The sequence below is a fragment of the Streptomyces sp. NPDC094143 genome (assembly GCF_040303825.1).
Lineage (GTDB): Bacteria > Actinomycetota > Actinomycetes > Streptomycetales > Streptomycetaceae > Streptomyces.
In genome coordinates, this window is the sequence record NZ_JBEOTZ010000001.1 from 24,487 (window position 1) to 40,606 (window position 16,120).

A 16,120-nucleotide genomic window follows, 5' to 3' on the forward strand; every position below is an offset into this window, starting at 1 on the left:
CTAGAACACGCCTGCTCCGTCCACTGAGCTACGGGTCCTGACCTGCGAAGACGGAGTATCTCAGATGCTTGCGAATGTCGCAGCTGGGACGTATGTGGGTTTCCAGCTTCCCGGGACGGTGGGACGCCGGGGGCCCGGACGTAGCGTCTTACACCATCTTCACAGGCCCAGAGCCCCTCGCGGAAACAATCCCGAGCCTGCCTGGCGTTGAGGATCACCGACCCTAGGAGGCGGAGGTGTCGGGCCTGAAGCTGTTCCACACGACGACGAGCGGCGCGACCGAGGTCGCGCCGCGTCTTGCTGAGACCGAGGCAGATGTGCAGGGTCTGGTCGAGACACACATGGAGACGCTTCTGGGCGTCCGGTTTCTGGCGAGCGAGTACAGCACTGGACCTTTCCATGGGGGCAGGATTGATTCGCTCGGCCTGGATGAGAACGGATCACCCGTCGTTGTGGAGTACAAGCGCGGTGTTGACGCCGGCGTCATCAACCAGGGGCTGTTTTACCTGAGCTGGCTCGTGGACCACCGGGCGGAGTTCGAGCACCTGGTCCGCGACCGGCTCGGGGCCACGGCCGCGGCCCAGGTGCTGTGGAGCAGTCCGAGGCTGATCTGCGTCGCCGGGGACTTCACCCGCTACGACGTGCACGCCGTGCGCGAGCACCGGCGCAGCATCGACCTGGTCCGCTACCGACTCTTCGGCAGGGACCTGCTCGGCCTTGAGACCGTGGCCTCCGTCAGCGGCAGGTCGCCGGCTGTGCGACGGGTGCGCAGGCGGTCGACCGTACTGGCAGTGAAGGGCGGCCCGAGCACGGCGCTGGACGAGCTGGCGCAGGCGCTGGATGAGACACTGCTCGGTCTCGGGGATGGCGTGAACTGCGTTCAGCGTAAGACGTACCGGGCGTATCAGCGTCTGCGGAACTTTGCCTGCGCCTGCCCGCCGCAGAAGACCAAGCTCCTTGTCTACCTCAAGGTCGATCCGAAGGAGGTCGATTTGGTACCCGGCTTCACCCGGGACGTGACGGGGCTCGGTCATCACGGGACGGGTGACCTTGAGGTGCAGCTGCGCACGCTTCGGGACCTTGATCGAGCGCTAGACCTGTTCCGTGCCAGCTACGCAGCTGCCTGATGGGCTCACAGGTAGCGCCGACGAGGGGGTTCCTTCTGCCGACGGCCGCACCGGTTGGGTCCGGCCGCCGGAAAGGTTCGGTCAGCGTGCGATGCGGCTGGTCGGTGGGGCTGTGGTGGGCGGCGGGCCAGCGCGGGGCGCCGTCCTGGCCGTGCGGCGCGGGGACCAGGTTGTTGGCGTGGACGTGGTGGCGTGGTGCCACCGGGCGCGAATGGCGGTCATTTCGGCGAGGGCGCGGCGGCTGCCGACGACGAGTTGGTAGGGGGTGTTGGCCGGGTCGTCGGTGAACGCCACGATGCGGCGGCCGACGTGGTGGGCCGTGGTAATCACAGACCGGTGCAGTATGCGCTCGCCCAGGTAGAGCGCGGACACGTCCGGTTCGGCAAGGAAGGTGAGCAGGTGCCGAGGGTCGTCCGCGGCGCTCAGGGCACCGCGCTGCTGGGCCTCCCATATGACGGTAACGGGGTCGACTGGCACGTCGCGGCGTACAAGTGCGGTGAGGCACTGCCAGAGCGCTGCGTGCAGGGGGTGGGTGAAGTCCTCGGGGGTCAGCCAGCGCATCTGCTCGACTTCGGCCGGGCGTGCCGTGCACGTGGCCAGCAGCAGCCGCTCCTCCTGGGCGGCTTCGCCGCCGTCGTGCAGGGGCGCCGGCGGTGGTGCGGGAGTGCGCGGCAGGGGCCCGGAGTGCGCTGGGAAGGCGGCGGCGATGTCGTCCACGACGGATGCGAGGGTGTCGGCCTCGGCCAGTGCGGCCGGCACGGGATGCGGGAGCGAGGCTTCCCGTGCCGTGTGCACCAGGCGGTCGGCGGCCTTGCGCAGGCGGCGGCGGGCGGATTCGGCCGCGATGATCCGGGCGTACGCGGGGGTGTGCCGGGGGTTGGGACATGCGCTGATGAGTCCGTGCAGGTGTGCGGCGGTCAGTCCGCGTGCCTGCTTGCGGGCAGTGGTGAGCACTTTGCCGAGCCAGACGATGTGCTCGGTGCGCTCGGCCAGGCCAGAGGGTGATTGCGCACGCAGTGCGGCGAACGCGGCGGCGTAGTCGGTGTTGTCGGCCAGGGCGGGGGCGGGCACGGCGCAGATCGCTGCGAACACCGCGGCGTGCGCCGCGGTGGAGAACGCTTCTGGGCTGATCCCAGTTACGTCAGCGAGGTGCTGCGGGTCGGACAGGAGGGCGCCAAGTAGAGCCTGCTCGGCGTAGTACACCGGCGGCCACGACGTGATGGTGGCGAGGTCGTCCTCGTCAGGTTGTGGGGTGCGGGGCATCAGGCGGCCAGAGTGAAGTCGTCGGTGTTGAGCGGGACGTTGAGGTGCGGAGCGAGAAGGTGGGCGGCCAGCCGGGGAGGGACGGCGTTGCCGATCTGGGAGAACTGCTGGCCCTTGTTGCCCTGCCAGGGGTAGTCGGCCGGGAAGGACTGCAGGATCCCCGCCTCCCGGGCGGTGATCCGGATCGGCTCCGGCATCGCCAGGTTCTGCCCTTCAGGGACGTGCAGGGGTACGGGAGCGGCGGGTTCGGCGACCCAGGTGCATTCGTTCGCGCGGTGCCCGAAGAAGAGTGTCCCGGCCGGCTCGTCTGCCCGTCGCACGGTGGCGTTGGCCTGGTTGTTGCTCCGCAAGGACCATGCCCAGCGGTTGGCTTCCGCAGGGCACGGCTGCATTTCGCGGTCGACCAGCTGGTCGGTGCGCCTGCCGTGTCTGGCGGCCCCGCCCGGGTGTGGGGTCCAGGTGCCGCGAGTGCGGGCGTCGGTGAGGGTCTTGCGGGCCCCAGAGGGGAAGGGTTCGGGGCCGCCTCCTGGTCCGCCCCCGGCGCACACGGTGGGCACCGGGCCGTCGGTACGGCCCCAGCCCAGGGCTTGAGCCATCGACACCCACCGTGCGCGGCCGGGACCGAACAACGATTCGGGCTCGGCGACCTGGGCGTGTGTGGGCGGCGGCGGCTCGGCGGTACGGACGCGGGAGGCGAGGAGGATCGCACGACGGCGGGTCTGGGGGACGCCGTAGTCGGCAGCGTTCAGGATCCCGGTCCACACGGAGAAGCCCCAGGTACGCAGCACCGCGGCGTACTGCTTCCACAGAGGCAGGACGTCGGGGACCTCTTCCATGGCCACCCACTCCGGCTCGCCCACTGCATTTAGGGCGTGCAGGTAGCGCATGGGCTCGGCCGCGAGCAGGGAGCGGGCGTCGGCGCACGCGGCGAGCAGCTGCTCGCGGGTGTCGCGGCCGGCGGCGAGGTCGGTGACGGCCTGGTGGACGAGGGGCTGGTCGACTAGGCCGAGGCGTTTGCCGGCCATCGACCACGCCTGGCACGGCGGGGAGGCGATCAGCCCGAGCACGCGGCCGGCGAAGATCCATACCGGATAGCGGGCGACATCGGTCTGGATGGTCAACTGCCCGGCTCGGGCTCGCGTTTTGCAGGCCCAGGTGTCCCATTCCAGGCCGATGTCGCGGGCCCCGAGGACGGAGAGGGCGTGGCTCCACCCGCCGGGGCCGGCGAACAGGTCGAGGATGATCCGTCTCACGAGGCCAGGGCGAAGTCGTCCTGCACCAGGTCGGTCTCTCCTCGGCAGGTCCAGGGAGAGCAGCCGTCGACCACCCCGTTCTCCAGTTCCTCCTCCATGGGGGCGCGGTCGTCGAGTTCTTGCTGGCGGGCGGCCCACTCGGCAGCCGTGACGTGGTCGATCGGGGCCTGGTCGAGCGGCACCCGGGAGCGGTGGAGGAACGCCTGCCCCAGCAGCTGGTTGCCGCCGGCGTTCGCGCGGGCGTTGCCCTGGCGGATGGCGGCGTCGAATTCCACGACGTCCTGCCACTCGTCGGGGCTCGTGTCCCGAATGTGCCGCCACTGCGCGTTGCCGTGGAACGGGCAGCCCAGACAGCTGGACTTCGGGGTGTCCGCGAGACCCAGCGAGGTTAGGTAGCGGACGCAGTCGGTGCGCGACCAGCCCAGGTCGATGAGCGGGTGCCGGTTGCGCATGTAGCGGACGTCGGCGTCCTTGGCGCGGTGGAACTCGTCGGTGGAGATGCCGACCCACTGCTCGACGAAGACGTCCTTTGGGACGCGCTGCGGGTAGGGGTAGCCGAGGAGTTCCCGGACTTGTCGTTTGATCGGTTTTATCTTGTATTCGCCGGTGCACTGGCGACGGGTCATGCCCTGCTTGCCGTCCTGGTTGAGGATGTACAGGGGCATGGAGGCGAAGCGGTGACCGGGGTCGAGGGCGTCGCGTCGGATGTTGCCGGAGGAGACGCGCAGGATCGGTATCCCGGCGGGAGCGGCGATCTCCTTCTCCAGCCGGTTGAGGTGCCGGTAGACGGCGTGTGGCTCCCAGCCGGTGTCGGCGAAGATCGCGTAATCGGCCTTGGGGAGATGGCCGTTGGCGGAGAGGGCGAGCATGGCGCTGGACTGGACGCCGGCACCGAGCGATATACAGACGAGCGTGGGCGATGCGGGAATCTGGGGGCTTCCTTGTGTGAACGAGGCTGCGGCAGGAAGGCAGGCGGTGTGCGCGTGTGGCGCCGTCAGCGGCGTGCGCGGGCGGTGGTGGCCGTAGCCGGGGTGGAGACAGGGCGGGCCGCGGACAGGCGGATGTGCAGGGGGGAGCCGATGACCGTGCTGAGGACGGAAAGACCGAGAGATGTCAGGCGGACGCGGTCGCGTAGCGGCCCGCCGGGGAAGAAGGGGGGTGCGGAGGCGGGCTCGCGGGTGACCAGTTCCTGGGTTTCCAGGTGGCGCAGCACGTCGATGCCCACCGACACGGTGTGGCCGTAGCCGCGTTGCTCGTACTGCCCGGTAACGATGACATGGCCACGGGCGACTTCGAGCAAGGCGTCGCGATGGCCGGCGTCCATGCCGGGGACGGTGGTGCTGCTGCGCGCCCGGTCGGGAAGTCTGGCGGCAATATGCGTGGCGGACTCGACGATGGCGGCGGGAGCGAGGGCGGTGAGTTCGCGGGCCAGCCGCAGGTACTGACCGAGCCCGCGACGGGAATCGGGGGGTGCGTGCGCTGCATCGCTCTCGGGCAGAGCTTGCTGGGCGGCGGTGAGGTAGCGGGTGGCACCGCTGGTCAGGTAGGCGATCTGCTTAAGCCGTACGACGGCGCTGGACACCGGTTCGATGGCAGGCAGGCGCTGCTGCCGGACCGCTGTGATGGAGGCAAGGGCCTCGCGTTCCAGACGCCGGGCGGATGACACGGAAGCACCCGGATCATGAGGGGCGCGGCCGGAGAACAGCAGGTCGATCCGGTCGTTGTGCTCGGTGTACAGGTCGGCAAGCGCCAGCAGCCGCTCCACGGGCATCAGCGGCACGGGCGCGTCCACGTCGAATAGGGGCGTGTGGTTGTGGTCGGGTGGTGTCGTCATCACAGGTTGCGGAGGTAGACGGGGTCAGCGCAGACGGGCGGCACGCTGGTCGGGGAGTGGCGCCGGCACGGCGAGCCCGCCGGGCGGCTGTGCGATCTCACAGACAGGCTCGACTCCGGTTCATGACGAGGGATTTCAAGAGCGCCAGGTGTGGTGGACCGCCGGCCTCCGGCCCTGTCGCAAGGGTTCAGGGGGCTTCCCACAAGAGCCGGGCGATGCGGTCGTTGCCGCGGTCGGTCCGGGGCCGGCGGGGGGTGTGCCATCCGGCCCGGGGCGGCCGGCTGGCGATGACACGCCAGCCGGCCCCGCGCAGGGACGCGCCGCTCTCGCCGTCCTGTGTGTAGGTGATCAACCGCCGGTATCCGAGGGCTTTCGCCGCTCGCCATGCCGCTCCGTACAACAGCGAGTTGGCGTTGCGTGCCCCGTCACTGGCGGTACGGGCCACCTCCAGGGTGGTGCCGTTATCGAGGTGGCGGGCGACGGGTCGGCCCACGATCGCCACGGCACGCAGGGTGCCTTCCTCGTCGGCGGCTCCGACGGCGAAGATCTGTCCTGGCGGGGGCGCGTGGTGCCGGTGCCAGGTCCGGACGAAGTCCTTGGCCTCGCGGAGCGGACCGGCACCAGGTGCAGCCGGCACTCGCTCATGCGGCCTGCCCGTAGTCGGACTGGCTCGGGGCGTGCTTGGCGACGGCACGCTCGGTGATCGCCTTCGAGGCGCGGGCCGAGGCGGCGGCCAGTTCGTCTGCACCGGGCTCTGCGTACCAGGGGCGCAGGTCGAGCATCGCGGCGCGCATGCCGGTGGCGAAGACCAGGGCGGTTCCCTTGGGCAGGGCGCGGATCGCATCGGCCGGCAGGATCCGCTCCTGCCGCATCGACACGGACGTCGACTTCCCGGACTCGGAGGTGGAGGTGGAAGTGGTCTCGACGTCGTGGTCACCGATCAGTCGGGACAGCTTGTCCGCGAAGTCCGGGTCATCGATACCGGAGCCGATGACCTTGACGGTCGCGGCCGACCACATCGCGTCCATGCCCGCGTCACCCCAGACCTTCTGGCCCTGGCGGTAGGACTGCAGGATCGTGATCGGGATGATCCCGCGTGAGCCGAGGTGGGAGTACAGGTCCGGCAGGTCACTGATCTTGCAGACGTTGGCGGCCTCGTCCAGGATCGCCAGCATCGGCGGGTCGAGCCGGCCGCCGGCGCGCTCGGCCTGGGCGGTCGCGGCACGCATCACGGAGTCCGCGCACGCGGCGATCAGCGCCGACGCGCCTCCGCCGCCGTCCTTCGACAGCAGGTACAGGGTGTCGGTGGAGGTGACGAACTCGGCGGGCCGGAACTCGGGGACGTCCTTCTGCGGGGTGACCCAGGCGGCGATCTCGCTGTTGAGGAGGGCGGCGGCGTACTGGCGGGCGGTCTCGTAGATGCCGTCGCGGGTCTCGGGCGGGCCTTCCACGGTGCCCTTGAGCTGGGCGGCGACCGCGGTGAAGTCGTGGTCGCGCAGGATGTCGAGTGGGGTGCGGTCGGCGGGGAAGGCCAGCCACTGCATCACGTCGGTGATCGGCCGGTCATCGAGCGCGGCGGCGAGAAAGAGCTGGCTGAGGATGTTGGATCCGGCCTTGGACCAGAAGTCGCCCTGCTGGGAGGCGTCCACGGAGGCGGCGAGGAAGTGACCGGCCAGGCGGCCGGCGCCGTCCAGGGTCTTGGCGTCGGCGAGGGGGTTCCACCACATCTCGCGGGCGGCGTGCGCGATCTGCTGCGGGTCCATCGACCACACCCGGCCCACCGCTGCGCGGGCGTCGAGGGTGGCGGTGTAGGCGTCGCCGGCCGCCTTGTTCGAGGTCAGCAGGACGGGGCCCGGCGCGTTGAGGATGGAGGGGATCGCCAGCGAGGTGGTCTTGCCCGACCGCGGCGCCATGATGGCGACGGCCACGTCCTCGTACCCCATGCGGACCTCGTGCCTGGTGCCTTGGAGATTGCCGAGGAGGATGCCGGTGTCGCGGGCGTCGATGTGCTTAGCGGTCTTCAGGCTCGGGCGCAGCGAGCGCGCCTTGTCGGTGATCGCCTTGGCCATCAGAGGCTCGATGTCCTTCGGCTTGGCCATTCCGGTGATCTTCTTCTTCCGGCCGCCGCCGTTGCTCTTGTGCCGGGCCCACAGCAGGCCGGCTGTTGCACCGAGGGCGAGAAGGACGGTGACGGGGATGATGCGGGCACCGATCAGCAGGGACGTTTCTCCGGCCGTCGGCCAGAGCTGGTCGGGGTGGAGCAGGGCGGTGGTCGGCTGGTACGACGCCCAGGGGTGTTCGGTGAGGCAGGCGGTGATGTTGCCGGACAGCCAGGCGAGGTGGGACAGGGGGACGACGACGGCGAGGACGCCCATCAGGAGACGGAAGGCGATGTCGTAGCCGTCGGAGTTGTTGGCGGAGGTGGGAGGCAAAGGGCTACGTGCTTCGGTGCGGGGACAAGGGCATCAGTGGGTGCGGCCAGGACCGGCGGACGGGCGTCGGGGGATGGCGGTTGGCGCTGCCGGGGCCGCGTGTCGGGCGGCGAGTTGGCGGACGCGGTCCTCCAGCGCGGAGGCGACCTGCTGGGCCGGTACTTCCTGGCGGGTGTGGGTGACCAGATCTGGGTTGCGGGTCGGGAGGCTGAGTACCGTGCCGGTGCGTGCTGCCGGGTGCGGGTCGGTGAGCGCGGTGGTGAATGCGGCGATCAGGTGCTTGGGTGTGTGCTCGCCGCAGCGGGCCTGCCACACCGGGGGCCGTGCGTCGTCCAGGACGGCGCCGATCCACCAGGTCCCTGTCGTCTCGTGGACGTCGACCCGCACGGTGCCGTCGGGTGAGACGAACCGGTGGGGGTTGTAGGACGGCGACCACCCGGCGGCCAGGAGCGGTGCCAGGGGGTCGTGGGTTTTGTCCCGGTCGGTGGTGGGATCGGTGAGTGCGTCGGTGAAGCCCGCGATGATCTCGACGGGGGTGCGGGCGCCGAAGCTCGCGTACCAGGCGGGCCGGTCCTCGGTGGGCGCGTGCTGGAGCGTCCACCACTGGCCGTAGGGGTCCGGTTCCAGCCGCAGGAGGGCCTTTTGGTCGGGGCTGGAGAGGATGACGCGCGGCATCAGGGGGTCGTGGCCGTGGCTCCAGCTGCAGGCGTGGTGCAGGGGGACGGTGATCCATGCGGGATCACCGCCGCCGGCCAGGTGACGTGGAGCAATGAAGTCGACGTCGACCGTCTGGGAAGGGCCGTCGTGCACCGTCACCTCCGCGCTGCCGCGGTTCGGCCAGTGGCCCGGGCTGGTCGCGTGGTGGGCGGGGGAGCCAGCGGGGACGGCGCGTGCCGGGCAGCGTTGTTGATCTCACTGATCACGTGACCGTGGGTAGCCCAGTCGTCGAGGTAGCTCCAGCACTCGGCGCGGTGCTCGGCAAGGGCGGCGTCGAAGACGTTCGTCCCGGGCTTGCCGTCGGCCGGGAGACTTTCGCGGGTGCGGAGCCACTCCTCGTGCAGCGTGTTGAGGCGGTCCAGCGCGTCGCGCAGGACGCCGAGCTGGTAGATCCAGCGGGTCTGCGCGGTGCCGGCCGGAACCAGAGACAGTTGTGCGTCGGCGGTGTCCAGCAGCTGCTGGGCGCCTGCGCGCAGGTCCTCGAACGCTGCGGCGGTGTCGGCATCGCGCTGTTGCTGGCGCAGCCCGTAGGCGTGGTCGTCGTACGGCCAGCCGTCGAGGTCGGTGTGCTCGTCGGAGTAGACGTTCCAGGCGTCGAGGATCTTCTTGACCTCGCGGATGTAGCCGTCGAGGTGGCCCAGGAACTCACGGTGAGCGTGCGGGTAGGAGATAGGGGTGTCCTTTCGCGGGGTCAGCGGCGGGCGGCCAGCCGTGCGGCGGCGGGCGCCGCCGGGGAGGTGCTGGGTTTGCTGTTCTGCCGGCGGGCGGCACGGACCTTGGCACGGATGCTGTTGAGACGGTCCGTGTGTGCCTCGACGATCTGCTCCGGCCTGAGCGGGCTGGGTGTCTGAACGGCGCTGTGGTGGGCGGTGCGGTCGCCCATCCCGCGCTGGAGCGGGGCGGGGTCGACGAGCGTGGTGAGGAAGGCGTTGACCAGGTGGTCGGGCGTGCGGTCGTCGAAGGAGGCGTGCCACAGCCGGCGCCCGCGGTCGGGATCGTGGATCTCCACCTGCCAGGACGGGAGGGAGTCGGAGCGCCGTTTGAGGCGGCAGACAGCGTCCGGTGAGCTGGCCGCGCCGCGTGCGTCCAGGAGCCATCCCGCAGCGTCCGCCACATCCAGCGGGCTGCTGTGTTCGGTGGGTGCGGGGGCGACGAGGGCGTCGGTGAAGCCGGCGAGGACCTCGGCGGGCACGAGTTCGCCGAAGGTTGCGGTCCAGCCCGGCTCGGTGTCGGTGGATCCGACCCACAGCCGCCACCAGGCGAACGTGCCGGACTCCGGGACGAAGTCGAGGCGGTAGCGGTGATCCGGGCTGCTCAGGACGATCTCGGGGCTGAGTGGGTCGGAGGTGCGTTTCCATCCGGCGGCGGCCAGGCCGTGGGTGACATGGCGGGCGTCGCCGGGGCCGGCGAGGTGACGGGGACTGGTGTCGAACGGGATGCGCCAGGCGTGCCTCCTGGCGAATTCTTCGAGCTGCTGTCCGCTCACCGGCACGTGCCGCACCCCAGCGTGCGCGTCGGTTCGGAGGAGGCGTACAAGGCGCGGAGGTCGTCGATGACGTAGTGGAGAGTGTGCTGGTCGGTCTGTTCCCAGGCGGCACTGCGCAGTTCCTGGACCAGAAGGTCGACCTTATGGTCCAGCGGGGTGTGCGGGCGGTGGGTCTGCACGGTGCGGGCGAGGGCACGCAGGGCGTCGGCGAGCTGGACGGGAAGGCCGGTGTACTCGTCCAGCAACGGCTCGACCAGGGCGAGGGCTTCGGCGGGGTCCGGGTCCTGGCGCAGGTATTCGGTGAGGCGGGAGAGGGTCTCGGTGGCGGCGTGGACGCTGTCGGGGGTGAGGTCGGGCACAGAATTCCTTGGTGGTGCGGGTCAGCGGTGGGCGCGGAAGGCGCCGGCACCGGCGTGGTGTCGGGGAGTGGTGCGGGGGCGTGGGCTGCGGACGGAGTTGCGGGCCCAGGTGGCGGCGCGGGCGGCGGTGATGCGGGCCTGTTGCCAGGCGCTGAGCTGGGAGGGCAGGACGGACACGGAGGTGGTTTGGATCTTCGTGCTGTGCGGGACGCGTCCGCGGGGGCGCATGACCGGCTCCGGAGAGGCCAGCGCGGTGGAGAAGGCTTGGACGAGGTGCATGGGGGTGCTGGGTGCGAACTGGGCGGTCCAGCCGTTGCCGCGCTCGTCCCGGGCGCCTGACCACCACAGGGCGTTGCCGTCACCGTCCTGGCGGAAGTGCATCCACGCCGTACCGTCGGGGCTGGCCGCCGTGTAGTTCCGGCCTTCGAACTGCGTGTGCCAGTGCTGTTCTTGCAGGGGCGCCCACACGTTGGGGGCGTGCGCGGAGCGGGAGCGGGTGAGAGCGTCGGTCAGTCCCGCGACGATCTCCACCGGCGCCTGCCGGCCGATCACTGCCCACCACTCGGCCTGGTTGCCTTGTGCCGCGCTGCGGATGGTCCAGCCGCCGGGCTGGGTGTAGGGGGCGTAGGAGAGGCGGACCGCACGGTCGGGGCTCTCCATGACCAGAGGGCCGCCCTTCTTGGACTTGTCCTGCCAGCCGGACGCGCGCAGGAACTCCGAGACGTGACGGATGTCGCCTCCGCCGGCCAGCGCCCGGGGCTCGACGAGGTAGTGCTGCTCGGCCTGCTCGCCCGGCCCCCAGCCCTGCCACTGGGTGTTCCTCACCGGCGCCGCCGGGCGACCAGCGGGGCCGGGGCGGGAGGCTTGCTCGCTGCCAGGCCCGTCCGTGTGCCGAACTGGACGAGGGTGTCCTTGTGGTCGTCCAGGTCCCGGCCGATGCTGTACAGCTCGTTCGCGGCCCGGCCCAGGGACAGCCACACTTCTGCCGGCAGCGCACCGCGTTCGGCCTGGTGCCGGGCAAGGCGGGACCCGGCTTCGACGAGTTGTGTGAAAGCGCCGAGGATGCCGTCATCCGGGTTGACGATGCGCGCGATGACCTGGACGGCTTCGTCGGCAGGCAGTTGGTGCAGATCGTGGGAAAGGTGTGCGAGCCGCTGGGTGATCTCGGCGGTCAGTCGGGCGGTGTTCTGTGTCGGGTGCGGCATGCTCCTCCAGGCGGTAGATCGGGATTACGGGCGGGTGGTCCGGCGGGCTTCACTGAGGGCGGCCTCGGGGCGCGCACTGGCCAGGAGACAGGTGCGGTCGGGACCTGCCGGTATGCAGGCGCGCAGGTAGCGGCGGAACACGGCGGTCGCCAAGCGGGGGCTGAGGCGCCGGCTCATCGGCGGGGGTGTGCGGGGAGTTACGGGCTTCTCCGAGTGGTTGTTCGGGTGGGGGTGAGGGCGGGCCCCGGCTGGGGCCCGCCGCGTTTACGGGGTACGTCCGGTGGGCGCGGGGCGCCGGGAGGTGGCGGCAGGGCCGCCGGGCGGGTGGGTGGTCTGGCGGGAGGTGCCGGATCGGATCTTGTGCAGTGCCTGCTGGTAGGCGGCCTGGTCGAACACCTCGGGTGTGCAGTTGACCTTGTATCCGGCCAGCAGGAGGGTGGGGATGGCGCAGGTCGCCAGGCGCTGCTGCTCGGCGCTGTCGAGGTGTGCGGGGACCTCGTGCCAGATGTAGACGGGCTCCGGGGTGGGGAACTGGTGTCGTTCGAAGCCCAGCTGGTCGAGCTGGTCGAGCAGCTTCGCGGGCGCACCGGTCGGCGTCTCGACGTAGATGGTGGTATTCAGCCATCTGCGGTAGATCTCGACGTCGGTGCCGTACTCGTCGGCACGGTTGCCCATGACTCTCCTGTTTCAGCGGTTGCGGGATACGGCAGCGACAGGACGCTGTGCTGGGCTGTGCGTCCTCACGGCCTGACCCGGTTGGGCGGGCATGCGGGCGACGTCGTTCCGGACGCGGAGGATCTGGTCGGCGGCCCGCGAGAGCGCATCAGCCGCGCTCCCGAGCTGCGCAGCCGGTTCCAGGTTTGCGCCACTGGCGCCGGGCTGCAGGGACCACAAGCAGGCGACCGCTATGGCCTGCCGGATGAGCGGCAGAAGTCCCTCGGCGGGTGCGGCGATCTCGGTCAGGAGGGCAGCCCTCTCCTCGCCGCTTGAGGCACGAGTGCCCTGTTGGGCCAGCTCAGCGACGTACCGCAGTGCGGCCTCCCGGCCGGCGTCGGGTACTGCGAGGGCGTTCAAAGCTGGGTCGAGGTGAACGCTGTATCCGGCGCTCAGCAGGGCGTGCGATGCGGCCGTGGCTTTCCGACGCTGTTCGGCGGCGGGAAGACCATGGGGAAGACGGTGGTACGTGCCGCGGGGGCCGGGGTGATCGAGGAAGCCGGCTCGCTGCAGGAGAGCGGCGGCTTGCTCGGTGCCGCCCAGGGCGACGACCAGTCCGCTTCGCGCGTCCTTGGCGATGGTGACGTACTCCAGGACATCGAAGTCGGGCTCGACCTCGCTCATCGCGTCCGGGCCGCCGGCGCCCGGGACGCCGTCGGGGCCGGCGGGGCTGCCGGCGCCGTGGCAGTGGGGGCGATCCGGCCGGAGGGGTGCTGGAGTGCGGTGCCGATGCCGTGGGCGCGCAGCTGCTGGCCGGTTTGGCGGACGGCACGCGCCTGCTTGTAGGTGTCGTCGCCGGAGAGCCGGTACACGCCGGTCTGCTCGTCCTTGACGAAGCCGTTGGCGGCCAGCACGTTCGCGGCTGTATCCCCGACCGGGGCGGCGGCGAGGCTGCCGTCCGGCTGCCAGGTCAGCACGACCCGGTCCGGCTGCGAGGGCACGATGTCGTCCATGGCGTTGAGGCGGACGCGGGCCAGGGCGGTGTCGTAGCGGGCGAGCAGGTCACCGGCGACCTGTTCTGCGGTGAGGAAGGGATCGTCGGTCACCGCGATGCCATTGGGCTCGGGCACGCCGCGGTACGCCTCGTTGGGCAGGCCGCGCGGTGCAACTGCGGCGATGAGGAAACCGTCGCGCTCGTCGTGCCGGTCGAGAATGACCAGCTGGGCACCGTCCGGACGGGACAGGACGGCCGCCTGGTGCAACGGGTGCGCGGCGAGGGATTCGGCGACGAGGTCCAGGTCCCAGACGCGGTCGGCCAGCTCGGCAAGAGCCTCCTGGTCCTTGGCGGGGTGGTGGGTGCTGCGCCAGGTACCGGGGAGTTCACCGGCGAGAACGTCTGCGAAGGAGGCGAGGCGCTCGGGGTCTTCGTGGTGGTGCATGGAGTCCTTGGCGGGGGAGGGGGTGGTGTCAGCGGCGCGGTCCGGCGGCCACGGGCGGGGGGACCGGGATGGCGCGCGGCGGAGGTGGGCAGGCGCACACGGCGGACCGCTCGCGTTCGTCGGCAGGGACCTCCTGGGTGCACGCGACGCGGCCGGGGTGCAGGGCATGCCGGTCGGCGAGGTCATTGCGCGTGTGCACCAGGTCGGTGCGGACGACGGCGAGGCGTTCCTCGGCGAGGTAGCGCAGCCGTCGCGCGGTGTACGGGGCAGTCGGTGCGCCAAGACCGTCGTGGAACTCAGCCGCCGCAGTGAGGACTTGACCGACGGCATCGAGGATGCCGTCGCAGGGTGCAGCCAGCTCTGTCAGGATCTCAGCGACCTCCTCTGTGGTGGTCGCCTGCCGGATCCGGTCGGCGAGCTGGGCCACCGAGGCACCCAGCGGCTCGTACTGCGCGGGGCGGCGGTCGGTGTCGAAGGCCGGGTCGCAGTCGACGCGGTAGCCGACCGCCCGCAGCCGGGCCACGGCTTCGGTGGCCAGGCGGTTCTCCTCGTCCTGCACCAGGCCGGCGGGAGCGCGGTGGTAGGTCTCGTGAAGGCGGTGGACGGGCACGAAGCCCGCCCGTTGAAGCACGCTGTGGGCTTCCGGATCGCCACCGCGGGCAAGGACCTCCTCGGAGTGCGGGTCGCGGCGGATGGTCAGGGCGCGGTCGGCCAGAGGCAAGGGAAAGGTTTCTCCTAAGGTGAGTGCCCGGCACAGGCCCGGGCGGCCGGTACCACTGGCGCTGCGGTCAACCGCTTGGAGCAGGTGGTCAGGCGGGCAGCGGCGTCATCGAGGTCCTGCTGGATGCCGTAGAGGCGGCGGGCGATCAGCTCCAGCTGGTGCGCAGTGTCGGGACCGGTTGAGGACTGGAGAGAGGCGCGGTACGCGGTGTGTTCGATGAGGCCGCGCACGGTGGCCAGCGGACCGGACCGCTCGTCGGCGAGCTGGGCGAGGACGGTGGCGAGTTGAGCGGAAGCGGTCGGTACGGCCCTGGCCCCCTGCCGGTCGTCGGATGCGGACGTGGTGGTGGTGAGGCGCAGGTCCTGCTTAAGGCGGTGGGCATCAGATGCGAGCCGTTGCAGCAGGTCGGCTGCCAGGCGTGCTGGCCAGAACCGGAACGATGTGTCCCTGGTGGCCTGGGTCCGTGGGCGCGCCAGTGTGGGGGTGCGGCCGGGGCGGCGGAGAGGCAGTCTCACCGGCCGCCCCGGGCATCGGCGATGTGGACCAGTTGGCCGAGGGCCGTGGTGGTGTACCAGCCGCAGTCGATAACAGCGTCGGCGTGGTCGGCGTACTTCGGCATCAGATGATCAGCCATGGCTCGCAGGTAGCTCATGCAGTCCGGGCAGCGGCGCGAGAGGTGCACGAGGTAGCGGGGGTGCGCGGTGATGAACGTCTGCGCTCCGCCGTTGGGATCGCGTAGCCGCCAGCCGTCCTCGTCGGTCGGGGTGTGCCAGGACGAGGCGACGACCTGCATCGCATCCCCCCACAACTCGGCCCCCGACACACCCTTGACGACCACGACTTGGTCGCCGGCCTCGAAGTGCCCATGAGTGATGTCCCGATAGGGCGTGAGGGGATCGGGTGTCGGCGCGAAGGCCGGGGTGGATGGCGGGGTCCAGGATGGTGGGAGCATGCGGATCCTTCCACGCTGTGCGTGTGGCGGCGGGAGGATCAATGGTCCGCAGGATCACCGGTTTGGCTAACCGGCGATCTGCGGCTATGTTGCGCCCCGATCCGGAGGCCGGTATGCGCCGTGCTCTGGCGGAAAGTCACTCGCAGTAGACGCTGTCACGTGGGTAGAGCGCCGGGGAGAACGGCATGTCGGATCACCTTGGGGGGGGGTAGCAATGCGACGGTCACCGATTTCCGGCAGGGATCGTGGCGACGCTGTTCATCCTGGAGGCCGCAGCATCCGGTGGTCTTAACTGGGCCAGACCCAGAGGTCGTTTTCGCCTGAGTTGCCCGTGTATCCAGTGGATTGTTAGACCGCTGGGTTCTGGTGATCTTACTGCTGAGGGGCGGGTTGATTACTGCTAATCAGGTGGGGTGACAGGCGAGGCTGGAAGTGGCTTGTGCCTGTCTCACGCCAGGGTGCCCGGCCTTCGCTGCCGAGTGCTTCCGTTGTCGCGGCTGTGCGCCGGGGCGAAGTCAGTCCGCGGCGGTACGTGGAGACACCCCGACGTGACGCCCTTATCCGAGTGATCCGTCCGATGTTCGCTGGGAGTTGATCGAGCCGGTGCTGTCGGCCTGGCGCTTCGAATTCCGAAACGATGGGCTGTGGAGCGGACACCATCTCTTGGCCCGACCCGAC

18 protein-coding genes and 1 pseudogene are annotated in these 16,120 nt (G+C 70.5%); 2 read left to right on the forward strand and 17 right to left on the reverse strand.

The window, feature by feature from the left end:
- Window positions 1–236: 236 nt before the first annotated feature.
- Window positions 237–1,127 (forward strand): DUF5655 domain-containing protein, encoded by an 891-nt coding sequence (locus tag ABTZ58_RS00050; RefSeq protein WP_351348424.1) that lies wholly within the window; start codon window positions 237–239, stop codon window positions 1,125–1,127.
- An 81-nt stretch (window positions 1,128–1,208) separates the two neighbouring features.
- Here the strand turns inward: ABTZ58_RS00050 and ABTZ58_RS00055 are convergent, their stop codons facing one another.
- From ABTZ58_RS00055 to ABTZ58_RS00135, 17 genes are all read right to left on the reverse strand, one after another.
- Window positions 1,209–2,390, reverse strand: coding sequence for a DnaB-like helicase N-terminal domain-containing protein (locus ABTZ58_RS00055; RefSeq protein WP_351348427.1), 1,182 nt, complete (start codon window positions 2,388–2,390; stop codon window positions 1,209–1,211).
- The gene (locus ABTZ58_RS00060; protein WP_351349555.1) at window positions 2,390–3,634 is read right to left on the reverse strand and encodes a DNA cytosine methyltransferase; all 1,245 of its coding nucleotides are present in this window, start codon (window positions 3,632–3,634) and stop codon (window positions 2,390–2,392) included. The genes ABTZ58_RS00055 and ABTZ58_RS00060 overlap by 1 nt, the downstream gene beginning before the upstream one ends.
- A 5-nt stretch (window positions 3,635–3,639) precedes the next feature.
- Window positions 3,640–4,512, reverse strand: a complete 873-nt coding sequence (locus ABTZ58_RS00065; protein WP_351348430.1) for an adenine nucleotide alpha hydrolase family protein — start codon at window positions 4,510–4,512, stop codon at window positions 3,640–3,642.
- Between the two features lie 125 nt (window positions 4,513–4,637).
- Complete coding sequence (locus ABTZ58_RS00070) at window positions 4,638–5,477, reverse strand: hypothetical protein (protein ID WP_351348433.1); 840 nt, start codon at window positions 5,475–5,477, stop codon at window positions 4,638–4,640.
- 187 nt (window positions 5,478–5,664) lie between these two features.
- Window positions 5,665–6,114, reverse strand: a complete 450-nt coding sequence (locus ABTZ58_RS00075) for an XF1762 family protein (RefSeq protein WP_351348436.1) — start codon at window positions 6,112–6,114, stop codon at window positions 5,665–5,667.
- A gap of 4 nt (window positions 6,115–6,118) precedes the next feature.
- The gene (locus tag ABTZ58_RS00080; RefSeq protein WP_351348439.1) at window positions 6,119–7,909 is read right to left on the reverse strand and encodes a type IV secretory system conjugative DNA transfer family protein; all 1,791 of its coding nucleotides are present in this window, start codon (window positions 7,907–7,909) and stop codon (window positions 6,119–6,121) included.
- Window positions 7,910–7,942: 33 nt separating this feature from the next.
- Window positions 7,943–8,719 carry an SPDY domain-containing protein gene (locus tag ABTZ58_RS00085; RefSeq protein ID WP_351348442.1) on the reverse strand — a complete coding sequence of 259 codons (777 nt, stop codon included), beginning with the start codon at window positions 8,717–8,719 and terminating at the stop codon, window positions 7,943–7,945.
- Between the two features lie 598 nt (window positions 8,720–9,317).
- Window positions 9,318–10,112: an SPDY domain-containing protein gene (locus ABTZ58_RS00090; protein WP_351348445.1), complete on the reverse strand. Its 795-nt coding sequence runs from the start codon at window positions 10,110–10,112 to the stop codon at window positions 9,318–9,320.
- The gene (locus tag ABTZ58_RS00095; protein ID WP_351348448.1) at window positions 10,109–10,471 is read right to left on the reverse strand and encodes a hypothetical protein; all 363 of its coding nucleotides are present in this window, start codon (window positions 10,469–10,471) and stop codon (window positions 10,109–10,111) included. Before ABTZ58_RS00095 ends, ABTZ58_RS00090 begins: the two co-directional genes overlap by 4 nt.
- 21 nt (window positions 10,472–10,492) lie before the next feature.
- On the reverse strand, window positions 10,493–11,296 hold the full coding sequence (locus tag ABTZ58_RS00100; protein WP_351348451.1) for an SPDY domain-containing protein: 804 nt from the start codon (window positions 11,294–11,296) through the stop codon (window positions 10,493–10,495).
- On the reverse strand, window positions 11,293–11,676 hold the full coding sequence (locus ABTZ58_RS00105; protein ID WP_351348454.1) for a hypothetical protein: 384 nt from the start codon (window positions 11,674–11,676) through the stop codon (window positions 11,293–11,295). The genes ABTZ58_RS00100 and ABTZ58_RS00105 overlap by 4 nt, the downstream gene beginning before the upstream one ends.
- Before the next feature lie 264 nt (window positions 11,677–11,940).
- Complete coding sequence (locus tag ABTZ58_RS00110) at window positions 11,941–12,351, reverse strand: hypothetical protein (protein ID WP_351348457.1); 411 nt, start codon at window positions 12,349–12,351, stop codon at window positions 11,941–11,943.
- Window positions 12,352–12,363: 12 nt separating this feature from the next.
- Window positions 12,364–13,014, reverse strand: a complete 651-nt coding sequence (locus tag ABTZ58_RS00115) for a hypothetical protein (protein ID WP_351348460.1) — start codon at window positions 13,012–13,014, stop codon at window positions 12,364–12,366.
- Complete coding sequence (locus tag ABTZ58_RS00120; RefSeq protein WP_351348463.1) at window positions 13,011–13,769, reverse strand: hypothetical protein; 759 nt, start codon at window positions 13,767–13,769, stop codon at window positions 13,011–13,013. Before ABTZ58_RS00120 ends, ABTZ58_RS00115 begins: the two co-directional genes overlap by 4 nt.
- Before the next feature lie 28 nt (window positions 13,770–13,797).
- Window positions 13,798–14,490, reverse strand: a complete 693-nt coding sequence (locus tag ABTZ58_RS00125; protein WP_351348465.1) for a hypothetical protein — start codon at window positions 14,488–14,490, stop codon at window positions 13,798–13,800.
- 14 nt (window positions 14,491–14,504) lie between these two features.
- The gene (locus ABTZ58_RS00130; protein ID WP_351348468.1) at window positions 14,505–15,005 is read right to left on the reverse strand and encodes a hypothetical protein; all 501 of its coding nucleotides are present in this window, start codon (window positions 15,003–15,005) and stop codon (window positions 14,505–14,507) included.
- Complete coding sequence (locus tag ABTZ58_RS00135; RefSeq protein ID WP_345576835.1) at window positions 15,002–15,442, reverse strand: hypothetical protein; 441 nt, start codon at window positions 15,440–15,442, stop codon at window positions 15,002–15,004. Before ABTZ58_RS00135 ends, ABTZ58_RS00130 begins: the two co-directional genes overlap by 4 nt.
- Before the next feature lie 552 nt (window positions 15,443–15,994).
- Here ABTZ58_RS00135 and ABTZ58_RS40075 point away from each other — a divergent pair.
- A pseudogene (locus tag ABTZ58_RS40075) lies at window positions 15,995–16,087 on the forward strand (IS5 family transposase); the annotation flags it as partial.
- Window positions 16,088–16,120: the final 33 nt, after the last annotated feature.

Coding starts and splice junctions, on each gene's coding strand:
- ABTZ58_RS00055 (WP_351348427.1), bottom strand. CDS start 2,390: ATGCCCCGCACCCCACAACCTGACGAGGACGACCTCGCCACCATCACG.
- ABTZ58_RS00065 (WP_351348430.1), bottom strand. CDS start 4,512: ATGCTCGCCCTCTCCGCCAACGGCCATCTCCCCAAGGCCGATTACGCG.
- ABTZ58_RS00070 (WP_351348433.1), bottom strand. CDS start 5,477: ATGACGACACCACCCGACCACAACCACACGCCCCTATTCGACGTGGAC.
- ABTZ58_RS00105 (WP_351348454.1), bottom strand. CDS start 11,676: ATGCCGCACCCGACACAGAACACCGCCCGACTGACCGCCGAGATCACC.
- ABTZ58_RS00110 (WP_351348457.1), bottom strand. CDS start 12,351: ATGGGCAACCGTGCCGACGAGTACGGCACCGACGTCGAGATCTACCGC.
- ABTZ58_RS00115 (WP_351348460.1), bottom strand. CDS start 13,014: ATGAGCGAGGTCGAGCCCGACTTCGATGTCCTGGAGTACGTCACCATC.
- ABTZ58_RS00120 (WP_351348463.1), bottom strand. CDS start 13,769: ATGCACCACCACGAAGACCCCGAGCGCCTCGCCTCCTTCGCAGACGTT.
- ABTZ58_RS00135 (WP_345576835.1), bottom strand. CDS start 15,442: ATGCTCCCACCATCCTGGACCCCGCCATCCACCCCGGCCTTCGCGCCG.